The sequence below is a fragment of the Streptomyces sp. NPDC024017 genome (assembly GCF_040638895.1).
Taxonomy (GTDB): domain Bacteria; phylum Actinomycetota; class Actinomycetes; order Streptomycetales; family Streptomycetaceae; genus Streptomyces.
Genome location: NZ_JBEZYZ010000004.1, coordinates 204,513 through 221,838, shown reverse-complemented (window position 1 = coordinate 221,838; position 17,326 = coordinate 204,513). Strand labels below are relative to the sequence as shown.

Annotated in this window: 15 protein-coding genes; 7 read left to right on the top strand and 8 right to left on the bottom strand. The window is 71.2% G+C overall.

The window, feature by feature from the left end:
• Positions 1–239: 239 nt before the first annotated feature.
• Together AB0G20_RS12380 and AB0G20_RS12375 are read left to right on the top strand one after the other, a co-directional pair.
• Positions 240–3,158, top strand: coding sequence for a glycoside hydrolase family 48 protein (locus AB0G20_RS12380; protein ID WP_361299921.1), 2,919 nt, complete (start codon positions 240–242; stop codon positions 3,156–3,158).
• A 147-nt stretch (positions 3,159–3,305) separates the two neighbouring features.
• Positions 3,306–5,960 carry a cellulose binding domain-containing protein gene (locus AB0G20_RS12375; RefSeq protein WP_361299918.1) on the top strand — a complete coding sequence of 885 codons (2,655 nt, stop codon included), beginning with the start codon at positions 3,306–3,308 and terminating at the stop codon, positions 5,958–5,960.
• A gap of 47 nt (positions 5,961–6,007) precedes the next feature.
• Here the strand turns inward: AB0G20_RS12375 and AB0G20_RS12370 are convergent, their stop codons facing one another.
• Complete coding sequence (locus tag AB0G20_RS12370) at positions 6,008–6,958, bottom strand: YafY family protein (RefSeq protein WP_361299915.1); 951 nt, start codon at positions 6,956–6,958, stop codon at positions 6,008–6,010.
• 39 nt (positions 6,959–6,997) lie between these two features.
• On the opposite strand from AB0G20_RS12370, the gene AB0G20_RS12365 reads away from it, so the two are divergent.
• Entirely contained in the window at positions 6,998–7,477 is a 480-nt protein-coding gene (locus AB0G20_RS12365; RefSeq protein WP_361299912.1) for a hypothetical protein, read from the top strand.
• A complete protein-coding gene (locus tag AB0G20_RS12360; protein WP_361299909.1) occupies positions 7,474–7,950 on the top strand; it encodes a hypothetical protein in 477 nt (158 codons plus the stop codon). The genes AB0G20_RS12365 and AB0G20_RS12360 overlap by 4 nt, the downstream gene beginning before the upstream one ends.
• Here the strand turns inward: AB0G20_RS12360 and AB0G20_RS12355 are convergent.
• Both AB0G20_RS12355 and AB0G20_RS12350 read right to left on the bottom strand, forming a co-directional pair.
• On the bottom strand, positions 7,919–8,662 hold the full coding sequence (locus tag AB0G20_RS12355) for a class I SAM-dependent methyltransferase (protein WP_361299906.1): 744 nt from the start codon (positions 8,660–8,662) through the stop codon (positions 7,919–7,921). The genes AB0G20_RS12360 and AB0G20_RS12355 overlap by 32 nt on opposite strands.
• A gap of 4 nt (positions 8,663–8,666) precedes the next feature.
• On the bottom strand, positions 8,667–8,972 hold the full coding sequence (locus AB0G20_RS12350; RefSeq protein ID WP_033309142.1) for a 4a-hydroxytetrahydrobiopterin dehydratase: 306 nt from the start codon (positions 8,970–8,972) through the stop codon (positions 8,667–8,669).
• A 118-nt stretch (positions 8,973–9,090) separates the two neighbouring features.
• Here AB0G20_RS12350 and AB0G20_RS12345 point away from each other — a divergent pair, with 118 nt between their 5' ends.
• A complete protein-coding gene (locus AB0G20_RS12345; RefSeq protein WP_361299903.1) occupies positions 9,091–9,897 on the top strand; it encodes a helix-turn-helix transcriptional regulator in 807 nt (268 codons plus the stop codon).
• Here the strand turns inward: AB0G20_RS12345 and AB0G20_RS12340 are convergent.
• Positions 9,879–10,304, bottom strand: a complete 426-nt coding sequence (locus AB0G20_RS12340; protein WP_361299900.1) for a hypothetical protein — start codon at positions 10,302–10,304, stop codon at positions 9,879–9,881. The genes AB0G20_RS12345 and AB0G20_RS12340 overlap by 19 nt on opposite strands.
• Positions 10,305–10,545: 241 nt before the next feature.
• Between AB0G20_RS12340 and AB0G20_RS12335 the strand changes: the two genes are divergently transcribed.
• Positions 10,546–11,409: a helix-turn-helix transcriptional regulator gene (locus tag AB0G20_RS12335; protein WP_361299897.1), complete on the top strand. Its 864-nt coding sequence runs from the start codon at positions 10,546–10,548 to the stop codon at positions 11,407–11,409.
• Positions 11,410–11,541: 132 nt separating this feature from the next.
• Positions 11,542–12,009, top strand: a complete 468-nt coding sequence (locus AB0G20_RS12330; protein WP_361299894.1) for a molecular chaperone TorD family protein — start codon at positions 11,542–11,544, stop codon at positions 12,007–12,009.
• Between the two features lie 10 nt (positions 12,010–12,019).
• On the opposite strand, the gene AB0G20_RS12325 is transcribed toward AB0G20_RS12330, so the two are convergent.
• From AB0G20_RS12325 to AB0G20_RS12310, 4 genes are all read right to left on the bottom strand, one after another.
• Positions 12,020–14,071 carry a LamG domain-containing protein gene (locus AB0G20_RS12325; protein WP_361300915.1) on the bottom strand — a complete coding sequence of 684 codons (2,052 nt, stop codon included), beginning with the start codon at positions 14,069–14,071 and terminating at the stop codon, positions 12,020–12,022.
• A 180-nt stretch (positions 14,072–14,251) separates the two neighbouring features.
• Positions 14,252–16,117 carry a molecular chaperone DnaK gene (gene dnaK / locus AB0G20_RS12320; protein ID WP_361299891.1) on the bottom strand — a complete coding sequence of 622 codons (1,866 nt, stop codon included), beginning with the start codon at positions 16,115–16,117 and terminating at the stop codon, positions 14,252–14,254.
• Positions 16,118–16,182: 65 nt separating this feature from the next.
• Complete coding sequence (locus AB0G20_RS12315) at positions 16,183–16,923, bottom strand: glycerophosphodiester phosphodiesterase family protein (protein ID WP_361299888.1); 741 nt, start codon at positions 16,921–16,923, stop codon at positions 16,183–16,185.
• Positions 16,920–17,249: a hypothetical protein gene (locus AB0G20_RS12310; protein WP_361299885.1), complete on the bottom strand. Its 330-nt coding sequence runs from the start codon at positions 17,247–17,249 to the stop codon at positions 16,920–16,922. The genes AB0G20_RS12315 and AB0G20_RS12310 overlap by 4 nt, the downstream gene beginning before the upstream one ends.
• Between the last annotated feature and the right edge of the window lie 77 nt (positions 17,250–17,326).

Genomic DNA, 17,326 nt, shown 5'->3' with positions numbered 1-17,326 from the left:
CAGGTCGGGCGTGCCGTGACGGACGCGTCGACTGATGGAACCGCTCCCACTGGTGTCAAGGAAGGTAGCGCCAAGTGACGGTAAAGAACAGGGGAGTTGCTGACTTTTGCTCAACGCGGGGCGTCGAATCTTTTCGACTCTTCAAGGACCTTGACCGGTACCTGACGTGTCCGCACTATGGGAGCGCTCCCACTGGTTCAAGCCTTGACTTCTCCGAGCCGCAAGGAGGAACCAGCACCATGCATCCCCCACCCCGGAGACGCGGAGCGGTACGGCGGTTGTGGACCGCCGCCCTCGCAGCTCTCGCGCTTCCGTTGACGATGCTCTCCTCGGGGTCGACTCCCGCGCAGGCAGCGCCACTTCAGTGCAGTGTCGACTACAAGACGAACGACTGGGGCTCCGGTTTCACGGTGGACCTGACCCTCACCAACCGCGGCACGGACGCCATCGACGGCTGGACGCTGACCTACGCCTACTCCGGCAACCAGAAGCTGGGCAACGGCTGGAACGGCACCTGGTCGCAGTCCGGCCAGAACATCACCGTGAAGAACGCCGCCCACAACGCACGGGTCGCCGCGGGGGCCGCCGTCTCCACCGGCGCCCAGTTCTCCTACAGCGGCGGCAACACCGCACCGACGTCCTTCTCGGTCAACGGCACACCGTGCACCGGCGCGCACCAGCCGCCGATCACCGTGCTGACCAGCCCGACCGCCGGCGCCGTCTACACCCAGGGCCAGGCGGTGCCGCTGGCGGCCACCGCCGCCGCCGCGGACAACGCCACGATCAGCAAGGTGGAGTTCTACGACGACACCAAGCTGCTGGGCACGGACACGAGCGCGCCCTACACGCTCTCCGGCTCCGACTTGGCCGTGGGCAGTCATTCGCTGGTGGCGAAGGCGCACGACAGCATGGGCGCCTCCGCCGACTCCACCCCGGTCGGCATCACCGTCGCCTCCGGTCCCACCGTCGTCGCCTCGCCGCTCCAACTGGGCGTCCAGTCGGGCAAGTCGGGCACCTACGAGGTGAAGCTGTCCAAGCAGCCGTCCGCGAACGTGACGGTGACCTCGGCCCGCGCGAGCGGCAACTCGGGGCTGTCGGTCTCGGCCGGCGCCTCGCTGACCTTCACCCCGCAGAACTGGAACACCGCACAGAAGGTGACCGTCACGGCCGCGGGCTCCGGTACCGGTTCCGCCGTGTTCGAGTCGACGGCCGCGGGCCACGCGAAGGCCTCGGTCACCGTCACCCAGCTGGCGGCGGCGAAGGTGTACGACGCCCGCTTCCTGGAGCTCTACGGGAAGATCACCAACCCGGCGAACGGCTACTTCTCCCCCGAGGGCATTCCCTACCACTCGGTCGAGACGCTGATCGTCGAGGCGCCGGACCACGGTCACGAGACCACCTCGGAGGCGTACAGCTACCTCCTGTGGCTCCAGGCCATGTACGGCAAGGTGACCGGTGACTGGTCCAAGTTCAACGGCGCGTGGGATCTCATGGAGAAGTACATGATCCCCACCAAGGCCGACCAGCCGACCAACTCCTTCTACAACGCCTCCAAGCCGGCGACCTACGCGCCCGAGCTGGACACACCCGGCGAGTACCCGGCCAAGCTCGACACCGGTGTCTCGGTCGGCCGGGACCCGATCGCGGCCGAGCTGAAGAGCGCGTACGGCACGGACGACGTCTACGGCATGCACTGGCTCCAGGACGTCGACAACGTCTACGGCTACGGCAACTCGCCCGGCAAGTGCGAGGCGGGACCGTCGGACACCGGCCCGTCGTACATCAACACCTTCCAGCGCGGCCCGCAGGAGTCGGTGTGGGAGACGGTGCCGCAGCCGACCTGCGACGCCTTCAAGTACGGCGGCAAGAACGGCTATCTGGACCTGTTCACCGGTGACGCCTCCTACGCCAAGCAGTGGAAGTTCACCAACGCGCCGGACGCCGACGCACGGGCCGTGCAGGCCGCCTACTGGGCGGATCTGTGGGCGAAGGAGCAGGGCAAGGGCTCCGACGTCTCCGCGACGGTCGGCAAGGCCGCCAAGATGGGCGACTACCTGCGCTACTCGATGTTCGACAAGTACTTCAAGAAGGTCGGCAACTGCGTCGGGCCCTCGACCTGCCCCGCGGGCACCGGCAAGGACGCCTCGTTCTACCTGATGTCCTGGTACTACGCCTGGGGCGGCGCCACCGACACCTCGGCCGGCTGGTCCTGGCGCATCGGCTCCAGCCACGCCCACGGCGGCTACCAGAACCCGCTCGCCGCTTACGCGCTGAGCAGCTACGCCCCGCTGAAGCCCAAGTCGGCGACGGGCGCGGCGGACTGGGCCAAGTCCATGGACCGGCAGCTGGAGTTCTACCGCTGGCTGCAGTCCGACGAGGGTGCCATCGCCGGCGGCGCGACCAACAGCTGGGCGGGCCGGTACGCGACCCCGCCCGCCGGGAAGTCGACGTTCTACGGCATGTACTACGACGAGAAGCCGGTCTACCACGACCCGCCGTCCAACCAGTGGTTCGGCTTCCAGGCGTGGTCCATGGAGCGGGTCGCCGAGCTGTACCAGCAGACGGGGAACGCGCAGGCCAAGACGGTCCTCGACAAGTGGGTCGACTGGGCGCTGTCCAAGACCACGTTCAACCCGGACGGCACGTACCGCATCCCGTCGACGCTCCAGTGGTCGGGCCAGCCCGACACCTGGAACGCCTCCAGCCCCGGCTCCAACAGCGGGCTGCACGTCACCGTCGCCGACTACACCAACGACGTCGGTGTGGCGGCCGCGTACGCCAAGACCCTGACGTACTACGCCGACCGCTCCGGTGACACGGAGGCCGCGGCGGCGGCGAAGAAGCTGCTGGACGGTATGTGGGCGAACCACCAGGACGACATCGGGGTTTCCGTCCCGGAGAACCGCGCGGACTACAACCGGTTCGACGACCCCGTGTCGATCCCGAGTGGCTGGACGGGCACGATGCCGAACGGTGACGCGATCAACTCGTCGTCGACGTTCGACTCGATCCGGTCCTTCTACGAGGACGATCCCGCCTGGTCGAAGATCGAGAGTTACCTCGCGGGCGGTGCGGTGCCGTCCTTCACGTACCACCGGTTCTGGGCTCAGGCGGACATCGCCTTGGCCATGGGCTCGTACGCGGAGCTTCTCGAATAGCCCCCGCCGGGCGCTCCGCCGAGAAGTAGGTGCGTCCGAAGCTCCGCGTACCCGGCCCTGCACCTGACGCGGGGCCACGGTCGGGCGGCTCCACCCGCACGGGAGCCGCCCGGCCCTCGCACGTTCCCCTCACGGAAGGACCCCACCGTGCGAAGAACCCGTATCCTCACGGCCGTGCTGGCGCTCGCGGCCGGCCTGCTGTCGGGCGCCCCCACCGCCCTGGCCGCCGATCCCGCGGGGACGAAGCTCGCCGCGGACACGTACACCTGGAAGAACGCCCGGATCGACGGGGGCGGGTTCGTACCCGGCATCGTCTTCAACCGCTCCGAGAAGAACCTGGCCTACGCCCGCACGGACATCGGCGGTGCCTACCGCTGGCAGGAGTCCTCCAAGACCTGGACGCCGCTGCTGGACTCGGTCGGGTGGGAGGACTGGGGGCACACGGGCGTGGTCAGCATGGCGTCCGACTCCGTCGATCCGAACCGGGTGTACGCGGCGGTCGGGACGTACACGAACAGCTGGGATCCGAAGAACGGTGCGGTCATGCGCTCCTCCGACCGGGGCGCGAGCTGGCGGAAGGCCGACCTGCCGTTCAAGCTGGGCGGGAACATGCCGGGGCGGGGCATGGGCGAGCGGCTGGCCGTCGACCCGAACCGGAACAGCGTGCTGTACCTGGGCGCGCCCAGCGGCAAGGGGCTGTGGCGGTCGACGGACTCGGGCGTGACCTGGTCGCAGGTCGCGAACTTCCCCAACGTGGGCAACTACGTGGCGGATCCGAGCGACACGTCCGGCTACTCGAGCGACAACCAGGGCATCGTCTGGGTGACCTTCGACGAGTCCACGGGTGCGGCCGGCAACGCCACGAAGACGATCTACGTCGGGGTCGCCGACAAGGACAACGCGGTGTACCGGTCGACGGACGCGGGCGCGACCTGGCAGCGGCTGGCCGGGCAGCCCACCGGCTACCTGGCCCACAAGGGCGTCCTGGACGCGAAGAACGGCTACCTCTACCTCGCCTACAGCGACAAGGGCGGCCCGTACGACGGCGGGAAGGGCCAGTTGTGGCGGTACGCGACCGGGACCGGGGCGTGGACGAACATCAGCCCGGTGGCGGAGGCGGACACCTTCTACGGCTTCAGCGGGCTGACGGTGGACCGGCAGAAGCCGGGCACGGTCATGGCGACCGCGTACAGCGCCTGGTGGCCGGACACGCAGATCTTCCGCTCCACGGACAGCGGTGGGACCTGGACCAGGGCGTGGGACTCCACGTCGTACCCCAACCGCGAGAACCGCTACACGATGGACGTCTCGTCCTCGCCGTGGCTGACCTGGGGCGCCAACCCGCGGCCGCCCGAGCAGACGCCGAAGCTGGGGTGGATGACGGAAGCCCTGGAGATCGACCCGTTCAACTCCAACCGCATGATGTACGGGACGGGTGCGACGATCTACGGCACCGAGAACCTCACGAACTGGGACAGCGGAAGCAAGTTCGCCATCAAACCGATGGTGCAGGGCCTGGAGGAGACGGCGGTCAACGACCTCGCCTCTCCCCCGTCCGGCGCCCCGCTGCTGAGCGCGCTCGGTGACATCGGCGGCTTCCGGCACACGGACCTGACGAAGGTGCCGTCGATGATGTTCACCCAGCCGAACTTCACGACGACCACGAGCCTGGACTTCGCCGAGTCGAACCCGAACACGGTGGTACGGGTGGGCAACCTCGACTCGGGGCCGCACATCGCGTTCTCGACGGACAACGGCGCCAACTGGTTCGCCGGGACCGACCCCTCGGGTGTGAGCGGCGGCGGCACGGTCGCGTCGGCGGCCGACGGCAGCCGGTTCGTGTGGAGCCCCGAGGGGGCGGGCGTGCACCACGCGACCGGCTTCGGCACGTCGTGGCAGGCCTCCTCCGGGATTCCCGCGGGGGCGATCGTCGAGTCGGACCGGGTCGACCCGAAGACCTTCTACGGCTTCAAGTCCGGCGCGTTCTACGTCAGTACGGACGGCGGGGCGACCTTCGCCAAGTCCCCGGCCGGCGAACTGCCGAGCGGTGACAGCGTCCGCTTCAAGGCGCTGCCCGGCGGGAAGGGCGATGTGTGGCTGGCGGGCGGCGCGTCGGACGGCGCGTACGGGCTGTGGCACTCCACGGACGGCGGGGCGAGCTTCACCAAACTCCCGAACGTGGAGCAGGCCGACACCATCGGCTTCGGCAAGGCGGCACCCGGCTCCTCCTACCAGACCCTCTACACCAGTGCGAAGATCGGCGGCGTCCGCGGCATCTTCCGCTCCACGGACAAGGGCGCGAACTGGACCCGCGTCAACGACGGAACACACCAGTGGGGCTGGACGGGCGCGGCGATCACCGGCGACCCGCGGGTGTACGGCCGTGTCTACGTCTCCACGAACGGCCGCGGCGTCATCTACGGCGACAGCTCCGGCGGCGGCACCACGGATCCGGGGCCGGGCCCCGACCCGTCGCCGACGGGCGCCTGCAAGGTGGCGTACAAGGTGACCAGCCAGTGGTCGGGCGGCTTCCAGGCGGACGTCCAGCTCACCAACACCGGCACGACCGCCTGGAACGGCTGGTCACTGGGCTGGACCTTCCCCGACGGCCAGAAGCTGACCCAGGCGTGGAACGCCGAGGCGACACAGTCGGGTTCGGCGGTGACGGCGAAGAACGTCGGCTGGAACGCGAACGTGGCGGCGGGTTCGTCGGTGAGCTTCGGCTTCACGGCGAACCGGTCGGACACGAACACGAAACCGGCCGTGTTCAAGCTGGGTGAGCAGACCTGCACGGCTGCCTGACCGGGCGGTTCGAGGGCGTGTACCGGAAACGGTGTGCGCCCTCGGGCTCAGCCGGAGGCGCGCGGGTCGCCGTACCGCTCGACCAGTTCGGCCGCCGTCCGGGCGATCCTGTCGCGCAGTTCGAGGGGTTCCAGCACCTCGACACCGCTGCCCATGCGCAGGAACTCGGCGTGGGCGTGGTCGACGGACTCGATGGAGACGGTGACCCGTGTCCAGCCGTCCTCCTCCACGTGTGCGTCGGTCGGCGCCGACCCGGTGAGTGTCACGCCCGGAGCCAGCCGGACCACGGCCCGGTCGGCTCGCAGGCGGTGGTGGAAGTCGCGCTGGTACGCCGCCCAGTACCCGGCCAGGTCGAAGTCGTCGGGTCGGGTGAACTCCTCGTCGGTGGCGGCGAGTCGGAGGATCTGGTCGACCCGGTAGGTGCGGGGGCCCGGGCCGGCGACGACGTACCAGCGGCCCGCCTTGAGGACGAGTCCGTACGGTTCCAGGCGGCGCTCCACGTCGGTGGGCTCACGCCAGCGGCGGTACCGGACGTGCAGGGCGCGGCAGTTCCAGACGGCGTCGGCCACTGCCGGGAGGTGCGGCGTCTCGTCGGCGTCGGCGTACCAGCCGGGCGCGTCGAGGTGGAAGCGGCCGCTGATCCGGTCGGCGTGCGGGCGCAGTTCGGACGGCAGGGCGGCCCGGACCTTGAGCTGCGCGGCGGCGAGGACGGAGCCGAGGCCCAGTTGGGCGGCCGGACCGGGGGCGCCGGCGAGGAAGAGGGCCTCGGCCTCGTCGGCGGTGAGGCCGGTGAGGCGGGTGCGGTAGCCGTCGAGCAGGCGGTAGCCGCCGGCGTGGCCCGCGTCGCCGTACAGCGGGACGCCGGCCGCGCTCAGGGCCTCGATGTCACGGTACACCGTGCGCACCGACACCTCCAGCTCCTCGGCGAGCCGGGCGGCGGTCATCCGGCCGCGGGTCTGGAGCAGCAGGAGGATGGAGACGAGTCGGCTGGACTTCACTGACACAGGATGTCAGTGAAGCGGGCCTAGCGTCCCGGCATGGGCTTCACCGAGAAACTGCTGACCGTGCTCCCGCCCGTCGAGGTGGCCGGGCGGCACGTCAAGCGCTACCACGTCACCACCGACCCGGCGGGCATCGAGCCCGGCGTCGAGCAGGCGGCGTACGCGATCCTGCCGGAGCTGCTGCCGGAGCCGGACGGCACTCCCCCGGCGACCTTCGTCGTCCTGCACCGGGGAGGCGACGACGGGGCCTATCTGAACGCGTACAGCTGGGTGTGGAACAACGTCCTGCACTTCAAGGGCGCGGCGGCGGGCCAGCCGGTACTGGGCTGCCCGGACCGCGACCCGGCCCACTTCATCACTCCCGAGCGGCCGTGGATCGGCTGTGTCTGGGAGCTGCCGCCGATCCTGCACGAGCGGGACGCCTGGGTACGGCACCTGCTCGCCCCCGAAGTCCCGGACCTGAAGGCCTACTTGGCCGACTCCCTGCCCGAAGGAACCACAGGAGACCGCACATGAGCAGCCCGCACGACTTCGACTTCTTCCACGGCGCGTGGGACGTGCGCCACCGGCGCCGCACCGACTTCCTCGACCCTGACAGCGACTGGACGGAGTTCCCGGGGACCAGCCGGTGCCTGCCGTTGTTCGACGGCACCGCGAACCTCGACGAGGTCGACATGCCGCGGCTGTCGGCCAAGGGCGCGACCCTGCGGCTCTTCGACCCGGCGACCGAGCGGTGGTCACTGAACTGGGCCTCCAGCATCAGCGGCACCCTGTTCCCGCCGGTCTTCGGCCGGTTCGAGGACGGACGCGGCGCGTTCTACGGCGACGACACGCACGACGGCAAGGAGGTGCGGGTCCGGTTCGTCTGGTCGGGCATCTCCGCCACGTCGGCCCGCTGGGAGCAGGCGTTCTCCGTCGACGGCGGGGACACCTGGCTGACCAACTGGATCATGGAGTTCACCCGGCCTTCCGGAACGCCAGCAGGCTGAACACGGGGTCGGGGCGCGGCCGGTCCTGGTCGGGGAGCCGCGCCAGCCGGGTGGCGAACCCGTCGGCGAGCGGGTGGCCCGGCGGCAGGGTGACGAACCAGCCCCGGCGCAGGTCGGCGATGGTGCGGCGAGGGCTGCGGCCTTGGCCGTGACCGGTGAAACGGGCCTGCCCGGTCCGGACCAGGCCGTGGGCGGCGGCGCAGGACTCGACGTCCGCCGCCGCGTCCCGGACCGGGCTGGGCGGCCGGGAGGACAGCACGACATCGATGTCACTTCCCACGTTGTGGGAGGCGGCCTTGTCGACCGTGGTGACGTAGACCCCGCCGGGCCGCAGCACCCGGGCGCACTCGCCGACGATGGTCCGCACCTCGGCGGGTCCGGCGGCCAGGTGCAGCAGCCACACGCTGCACACGGCGTCGAACTGTCCGTCCCGGAAGGGCAGCCGGCGGCTGTCGGCGCGCACGACGGCGCCGGGGAGCCGGGTGGAGGCCTGCCGGGCCATCGCGGGGGCGAGGTCGACGCCGGTCACCCGCATGCCGTCGACCGCGGCCGCGAGCCGGCGGGTCACGATGCCGGTGCCGCACGCGACGTCGAGCAGACTGCGCGGGTCCGGCGGCAGGAGGCTCAGCACGGCTTGTGCGGCGGCGGCCGCCCGGGGCTCGCCGCCGCGCGAGGCGTCGTACCGCTCCGCTTCCTTGTCGTAGTCGAGCACCCGGTCAGTGTGCCCCGTGCCCGGGGGCGAGGTCCTCCACCCTGCGGGCGAGCTCGAAGTCCTTCTCGGTGACGGCGCCGCCCGCGCTGTGCGTGTGCACGGCCAGGGAGACGGTGTTGTAGCCGAGTGTCAGGTCGGAGTGGTGGTTCAGTTCCTCCTGGACCTGGGCGATGTGCACGACCATCGCCGTCGCCGCGAAGTGCGAGCCGAGCCGGTAGGAGCGGATGAGGCGGTCCCTGTCGAGCGACCAGCCCGGCAGCTCGGCCAGCCGGTCCTCGACCTCCTTCTGCGACAGCGGTTCGACGGGCATGGGCCGCGCTCCTTCCCTGGCTGCTGTGTCCTCCCAGCCTGCCACAGCGGGGCGGCCGAGGCCCTGGTCAGGAGGGTGCGTCTGTCCGGCACGGCCGGTTCTCGACTACGGTCCCGGCATGACCACTCACCCCTCCACCACCGAGCGGGGCGTAGGCCCGCTGCTGCGGGCCTGGCGGGAGCAGCGGCGGGTCAGCCAGCTGGAGCTGGCCCTGCGCGCGGACTCCTCATCCCGGCACATCAGCTTCATCGAGACCGGCCGCTCCCGGCCCAGCGAGGAGATGGTGCTGCGGCTGGCCGAGCACCTGGACGTCCCCGTGCGGGAGCGCAACGCGCTGCTGCTGGCGGCCGGATACGCCCCCCGCTACCCGGAGACCCCGCTGGACGACCCGGCGCTGGGCGCGCTGCGGGAGGGCATCGAGCGGCTGATCAGCGGTTACGAGCCGTATCCGGCGCTGGTGGTGGACGCGCTGTACAACGTGGTGGCGGCCAACCGGGGGATCATGACGCTGGTCGACGGCGTCTCCGAGGCGCTGCTGGAACCGCCGCTGAACGCGATGCGGCTGGCCCTGCACCCTCAGGGCCTCGCGCCCCGCATCCGCAATCTGCACGCCTGGCGGGGTCATCTGCTGGAGCAGATGGAGCGGCAGATCGCGCTGCACCGCTCGGAGCCGCTGCGGGCGCTGTACGAGGAGGTGGCGGCCTATCCGGCGCCCGACGCGGATCCGGCGGACGAGCCGTCGGAGCCGGTGCCGTACTTCGCGCTGCCGCTGCGGATCGAGCACGAGGGGCGGACCCTGTCGTTCATCTCGTCGATCTCCACGTTCAACACGCCGATGGACGTGACGGTCGCCGAGCTGGCCATCGAGACACTGCTCCCGGCCGACCCGGCGACGGCCAAGTACCTTCAGACGCTCATGTCCTGACGGGCCCTCAGGGCCGTGTGCTGGAGGACGGCGAACCCGGCCACGACCAGGGCCTGGAGCACCGTCCACACGGCGCCCGGCGCGCTCGGCGTGAGCCACAGCGCCAGGGCCGCGAGGCTCACCGCCGCCCAGGCGAGGTTGCCTTCGACGACGGCCCGCACGCCGAGCGCGGGCGGCTGCCTGCGGGCGGCCAGCAGACCCACGCCGACCGCGTAGACGGCGAGGAACGCCCCCAGGGCCTGCAACAGGGTCGAACCGACGCCGAGGAACCGTCCGAGCGGGCCGGAGAACGCCAGGTAGGCGAGCGCGTTGCCGCCGGTCACGACGGCGTCCAGGGCGAGGAAGCGGCGCAGCATCGACTGCGGCTCGGAGGTCCGGGCGAGTGCGGCGAGCTGGATCGCGGACATGGGGGATCACCCTCCGTCAGGTCGTGGTGCGGCGGCTGGGGCCGGGTCCCGGGCCGGAGTGCGCCGGCCCGGGACCCGGTGCGTTCACGATCCCGTTCCGGCGGCGTCCGGTCGATTACCCGCGGGGTAATGCCGGAGCCGCTCCTCCGTTTCCGGCGATCTTCTCGGTGCGAACCCTGTGATGCCGCCGACCGGACGTGACAGACTGATCGCAGGCTTGGGCGCGTTGGGGAGGCGTGGCGTGAGTGAACGGCGGGCCGCACCCACCGTGGGCCAGGTGGTCCTGGGCAAGCGGTTGCAGGAGCTGCGCGAGGCCGCGGGCCTCAGTCGTGACGAGGCCGCCAAGGTGCTGCGCGTCGCCCCCGCGACGGTCCGGCGGATGGAGACCGCCGACGTCGCGCTGAAGATCCCCTATGTGCAGCTCCTGCTGACGGCGTACGGGGTGGCCGAGGACGAGGTGACCACGTTCGTCGACCTGGCCGAGGAGGCGAACCGGCCGGGCTGGTGGCAGCGGTTCCACGACGTGCTGCCGGAGTGGTTCAGCCTGTACGTGAGCCTGGAGGGCGCCGCCCGTATCATCCGGTCGTACGAGCCGCACTTCGTGCCGGGGCTGCTGCAGACCGAGGGGTACGCGCGGGCCGTGCTGCAGGCCGGCACCATCGCGAACGCCGGGCCCAAGGCCGTGGACCGGCATGTGTCGCTGCGCATGGAGCGGCAGCGCCTCCTGGACCGCCCGAACCCGCCGCACCTGTGGGTGATCATGGACGAGACGGTGCTGCGCCGCCCGGTGAGCGTCGACGGCCGGGTGATGCGCGACCAGCTGGACAAGCTGCTGGAGTACGCCGCACGCGACCGGGTCACACTCCAGATCGCCGAGTTCGCGGACGGCCCCCATCCGGGGACGTACGCGCCGTTCTCGCTGTTCCGCTTCGCCGAGCCGGAACTGCCCGACATGGTCTTCACCGAGTATCTGACCGGAGCGCTGTACCTGGACTCCCGCAAGGAGGTCTCGACGCATCTGGAGGTGCTGGACCACATGACGGCCGGGGCGGGCTCCGCGCAGCGCACGGACGAGCTGCTGCGGGAGTACCGGGAGCGGTACTGAGCCCCTCGCCCCGCCCTGACGTCATGGCACGGGTTCTGACCCGTACGGGCCCCGTCGGCAGGTGTGCTCCCCGGCGCGCCCCTAGCGTCGGGATGACGGGGCAGGCAAGGGAGCGCACGCGAAGGAGGTCCGATGCCCGGATTCGAGGTGCTGTACCAGGCGGCCGCGCTCTGCCTGATGTACCCCGACGACGACTTCCGCGCCCGGCTGCCGCTGCTGCGCGAAGCCGCCCCGCAGCTACGGGAGTTCGCCGACCACGCGGCCGTCACCCCGCCGATGGAGCTGGCCGCGCACTACGTCGAGGTGTTCGAGGCCGGGCCGGAGCACAGCCTGTATCTGAGCGCCTGGCGCGAGGCCGCCCCGGCGCCCTCCGAGGAGCTCTACCGCGCGCACGGCCTGGAGACCACCGGCGAGGAGCCTCCGGACTTCCTGCCCGCGGTCCTGGAGTTCGCGTCCCGCACCGGCAGCGACGGGCTGCTGGCGGAGCACCGGGACGGCCTGGACCAGCTACGGTCCAAGCTCACCGACTTCGGCACCCCGTACGCGACGGTTCTGGACGCGGTGTGCGCGACGCTGCCGCCCGCGCACACCGGTTCCTGACCTGGCCCGGTTACGGGATGCGGCCGTCGGGCAGAGCGCCGGCGAAGGCGCGCACCTCGTCCACGTCGCCGTGCAGGTGCTCGCCCCAGCCGTCGCCCGTCCGGGCCCGGCCGATCTGGAGGGGGCCGGAGGCGCGCCAGCCGTTCGGGAGGTCCGCTGTCGCGTCGGCGCCGGTCTGGCCGTCGACGTAGAGCTTCACCTTGTCGGTCGCGTCGTCGTAGACCACGGCGACGCGGTGGCCGATGCCGTCGCGGCCGTCCGACCTCGCGAACCGGGCCACCACGGTCTCGGGGGCGCCCCGCTCGTCCTTGTGCGGCATCACCAGCTGCCAGGCGTGCTGCTCGGGCTGGTACCGCACCTTGAAGGCGTCGGTGTGCTCGCCGGGCAGCGACAGCACGGTCATGGGGAGCTCGGGCTCCCTGTCCGCCAGTTGCACGACCACGCCGACGGTGAAGCTGTCCGAGGTGTCGACCACGGGCCCCTCGGCGATCGCGTGACCGGTCTTGCCGTCGAGTGCCAGGTGGCCGTCGCCGACAAGAGGCTGCGGCGCGGGCGTGCAGTCCGGGTCCAGCCACCACTCGCACGAGCCGTCCGGGACGCGGTAGATCGTCGCACCGGGTCCCAGCTTCAGGGGCGCGCCACCGTTCAGGTCGGGGCTGGCGCCGTCCGGGGCCGTCTCCAGGGACCAGTGCCCGCGCATGGACGGCTCGCGGTGCGCCAGTTCGGCAGCCTCGTCGGGCACGACCACCCGGTCGTGGACCCTGACGCCGCCCAGTTCGCCGTGCCAGCGGTCGTGGTAGCCGTTTCCGTCGCGGACCCGGCCGATCTGGAAGGCGCCGGCGGTGGCGGTGGGCGTGGCCTCGGCCCTGGTGCCGACCTCATGGCCGTTGACGTACAGCTGCGCCTCGCCCGTCTCGGCGTCGTACACGCCCAGCAGGTGGGCCCATTCGCCGGTCTCCGGAGCACCGCCCGACACGGTTGCGCCGCCGACGGTGAACGACCAGTGCGGAGTCTCGCCCCGGGCGTTCAGACCGAGGGCGAACGCGGCCGACTCCCCCGCGTCCTGGCCGGTGACGGTCATGTTCCGGTCGGTCTCGGCCGGGCGTGCCCAGGCGCTGACCGCGAAGCTCTTGCGGGGGTCGGCGACGGCCGGGGCGTCCGGGGTGAGGTAGCCGTGGCTGCTGCCGTCCAGTGTCGCCGTCGCGGTGAGCTTCGTGCGCGCGGGGGCGGGGGCGCCGAAGGTGACGCCGGAGCCGGCGGCCGCGTCGGTGCCCGCCTCGGCGTCGGCGGACGTGGCCCCCTTCGCGTCGGCCAGGGGCCAGTGGGCCACGGGCGCGCGGCCGGACTTCACCATGAAGTCGTACGACGACTGGCCGCTGCTGCGTCCGGCACGGTCGATGGCCCGGACGGTCAGGCTCTCGGGGCCCGAGTCGAGGGGCAGGAACGGGATGGTCACCGGCCCGCCGGGCCGCTCGGGGCGGACGGTTCCGTAGGGGCCGCCGATGAAGCCGTAGGTGTAGGACACTACGTCGTCGGAGGGCGAGTCCATGGTGAAGTGGCCGTAGACGCCCACTCCGTCGACCCAGAAGACGTTCTCCGGGTACTCGGGCGAGGAGATGGCCGCCTTCTCCGGGTTCTCGTCGTCGTAGACGAACTCGCAGACGGAGCCGTCCCCCTCGGAGCTCCAGGGGGAGGTCGCCTTGCCGTCGTTCGCGCGGACCCGCCAGGAGACGACGGTGTTCGGCGGGACGGAGCCCTCCGGCATGTGCCACCGCTGCGGATCGCCGGAGTGTCCTTCGAGCGTCGTGCGCGTGAGGCGCTGTTCCACCCCGTCGGGGTCCGTCCACCACGCCTCGAACTCGCCCTTGACCAGGTTGGCCTCGGCAGGGTGGTTGTCCTCCTCCGGGTCGTACAGGACCGCGCTCAGGACGGGCGGCCCCGAGACGTACGTCCTCTCGTCGCCCGCCGCGCACTCCTTGTGCCCCGTCTCCAGATCCTGGACGAGCGGCTGCTTCGGCGGCAGGTTGTCCGCGGCCTGTGCCACGCCGGTGCCGGTCGTCATCACGGCCGCCACCGCACACCCCACCGCCAGCAGTCTGTGTCCGCCGGATCTCTTCAGTGCGTCCAACTGTCCCTCCCCTGTGAACTTCCCTCGGCCCGCTGGTCACACGAGCCGCTGGAGGTTAACAGGGGGCACTGACTTCGCAGTAAGGGTTTTCCCTTTCCCTCGCGGGGAGTTGGGCTAGGCGGCGCCGCCCTTCTCGTCCCGCCCGTTCTTCTCCTCGTCCACGATCTCCGCGTCGACCACGCCCTCCTCGTCCTGGGGGGTGCCGGAGGGTTCCTCGGTGGGGGTCTGCTGGGCCTGGGCGTACATCGCCTGGCCCATCTTCTGGCTGACGGAGGCGAGTTTCTCGACGCCGGCGCGCAGGGCGGCGGTGTCCGCCTGCTGTTGCAGTTGCTCCTTCACCTCGGCGGCGGCCGACTCGACCTCGGTCTTCGTGTCGGCCGGGATCCGGTCGCCGTTCTCGCGGAGGAAGTTCTCGGTCTGGTAGACGAGTTGTTCGGCCTGGTTGCGGGTCTCGGCGGCCTCGCGGCGGCCCCGGTCCTCCTCGGCGTACTGCTCGGCCTCGCGCATCATGCGGTCGATGTCGTCCTTGGGCAGGGCGGAGCCGCCGGTGACGGTCATCTTCTGCTCGCGGCCGGTCGCCATGTCCTTGGCGGAGACGTGCATGATGCCGTTGGCGTCGATGTCGAACGCCACCTCGATCTGCGGCACACCGCGCGGCGCCGGCGGCAGGCCCGTCAGGTCGAAGACGCCGAGCTTCTTGTTGTACGCGGCGATCTCCCGTTCTCCCTGGTAGACCTGGATGCCGACCGAGGGCTGATTGTCGGCCGCCGTCGTGAAGATCTCCGAACGCCGGGTCGGGATGGTGGTGTTGCGCTCGATGAGCTTCGTCATGATGCCGCCCTTGGTCTCGATGCCCAGGGACAGCGGGGTGACGTCGAGCAGCAGCACGTCCTTGACGTCGCCGCGGATGACGCCCGCCTGGAGCGCCGCGCCCACGGCCACGACCTCGTCGGGGTTGACGCCCTTGTGCGGCTCCTTGCCGGTGAGCTCCTTGACCAGGTCGGTCACGGCGGGCATCCGGGTCGAGCCGCCGACGAGGATCACGTGGTCGATCACCGAGAGCTGCACACCGGCGTCCTGGACCGCCTGGTGGAAGGGCGCCTTGCAGCGGTCCAGCAGATCGGCGGTGAGCTCCTGGAACTGGGCCCGGGTCAGCTTCTCGTCGAGATGCAGGGGCCCTTCGGCGGAGGCCGTGATGTAGGGCAGGTTGATCGTCGTCTCGGTCGAGCTGGACAGCTCGATCTTGGCCCTCTCGGCGCCCTCGCGCAGCCGCTGCACCGCCATCTTGTCGGTGCCGAGGTCGACGCCGTTCTGGCCCTTGAAGCGCTTGATCAGGTACTCGACGATCCGCTGGTCCCAGTCGTCGCCGCCGAGGTGCGTGTCGCCGTTGGTGGCCTTCACCTCGATGACGCCCTCGCCCATCTCCAGCAGCGACACGTCGAAGGTGCCGCCGCCGAGGTCGAAGACGAGCACCGTCTGGTCGTTCTCCTTGTCCAGGCCGTAGGCGAGGGCCGCGGCCGTCGGCTCGTTGATGATCCGCAGGACCTTCAGGCCCGCGACCTCACCGGCCTCCTTGGTCGCCTGGCGCTGGGAGTCGTCGAAATAGGCGGGGACGGTGATCACCGCGTCGGTGACGTCCTCGCCGAGGTAGGACTCCGCGTCCCGCTTCAGCTTCTGCAGCACCCGCGCGGACAGCTCCTGCGCCCGGTAGCGGGTGCCGTCCACGTCGCCCTCGCCGGGGAAGCGCCAGTGCGCGTCGCCCATGTACCGCTTGACCGAGCGGGCGGTGCGCTCCACGTTCGTCACGGCCTGCCGTTTGGCCACCTCCCCGACCAGCACCTCGCCGTTCTTGGCGAACGCCACGACCGAGGGGGTGGTTCTGGCCCCCTCGGCGTTGGCGATGACGGTGGGCTCACCGCCTTCCAGTACGGCGACCACCGAGTTCGTGGTTCCGAGGTCGATTCCGACCGCACGTCCCATCGCTGTCCCCTTCCGCCAGGGCGACGACTCTCCACAATCCAGCACAAAACTTGAGTGCGCCGTTGTCAATGCCGCGATGGGGTGATCGGCCCGCGCAGCGCCACGGCGCGCCGGGGCCGGTCGGTGACGAGCACGTCGACGCGCGGGTGGGCGAGGAAGGCCCGCATGAGGGTGTCGTTGTTGACGGTCCAGACCATGGTGAACAGGCCGTGCCGGGTCGCCTCGCGCAGCACGTTGGTCCTGGCCAGCCGCTGGTGCACGGCGACGCCGTGCGCCCCGCAGGCCCGGATCCGGCGGGCCGGGAACAGCTCGCTCAGCCGGGTCCCGGGCAGCCGGGCCAGGGCCAGCTCCCTGCGGTCGCGCCCGAGGGACAAGGCGGTGCGCACGCCGGGAAAGCCCCGGGTGACCGCGGCGACGGAACAGTCCTCCAGTGTGGTCACCACGAGCCCGTCCGCGCCGAGCAGGGCGACCGCCCGATCGATCACCTCCTGCTCGTAGCCGCCCTCCTTGAGGTCGAGGTGCGCCACGAGTTTCCCGGCGATCAGCGCCATGACCTCGTCCACCACGGGCACGGCGTATCCGGCCCGCTCGCACAGCTCGGCATGCGTGAGCGCCGACAGCGGCGGCCCGGCGGGGCCGACCCGGGGGTCGTGGTAGACGACGAGCACCCCGTCCCCGGTGCGGCGGATGTCGAACTCGACGTACTCCGCGCCGGACTCGATCGCGTCCTCGTACGCCTCCCAGGTGGCGGGGCCGGCGCGCTCGGAGCCGCCCCGGTGCGCGGAGACGGCGGGGTGTGGCGTCATGGTCGTCGGTTCCCTGAGGGCGAGCGGGGAGGCGGGACGGGTACGAAGTCGTCGTCGGACGCGGGCAACGGCGAGCCGGAGCGGGTGCTGACCCGTCTGAGCAGGAACCAGTTGATCGCCACGAGGAGGACGAAGGGCAGCCAGGCCGGCGCGCAGGCCGTGCCGTAGGCGCGCACGTCGAGGATGGAGCGGCGGTCGACGAGGGCGCCGAGGGCGGTGTTCCGGGGGCGGAGCCGTCCGGAGAGGCTGGACAGCAACAGGACGCGGGTCCGGTCACGGGTGGCGGAGTCGAGCACCGTCGCGTTCGGGGACGTTCCCGGCAGCATCGCGTTCCCTCCGGCCCGGCGGTTCGAGGCGTCTGGTTCCTACCCCGGCCGGGGGTGGTGAACCGACGACGACGCGC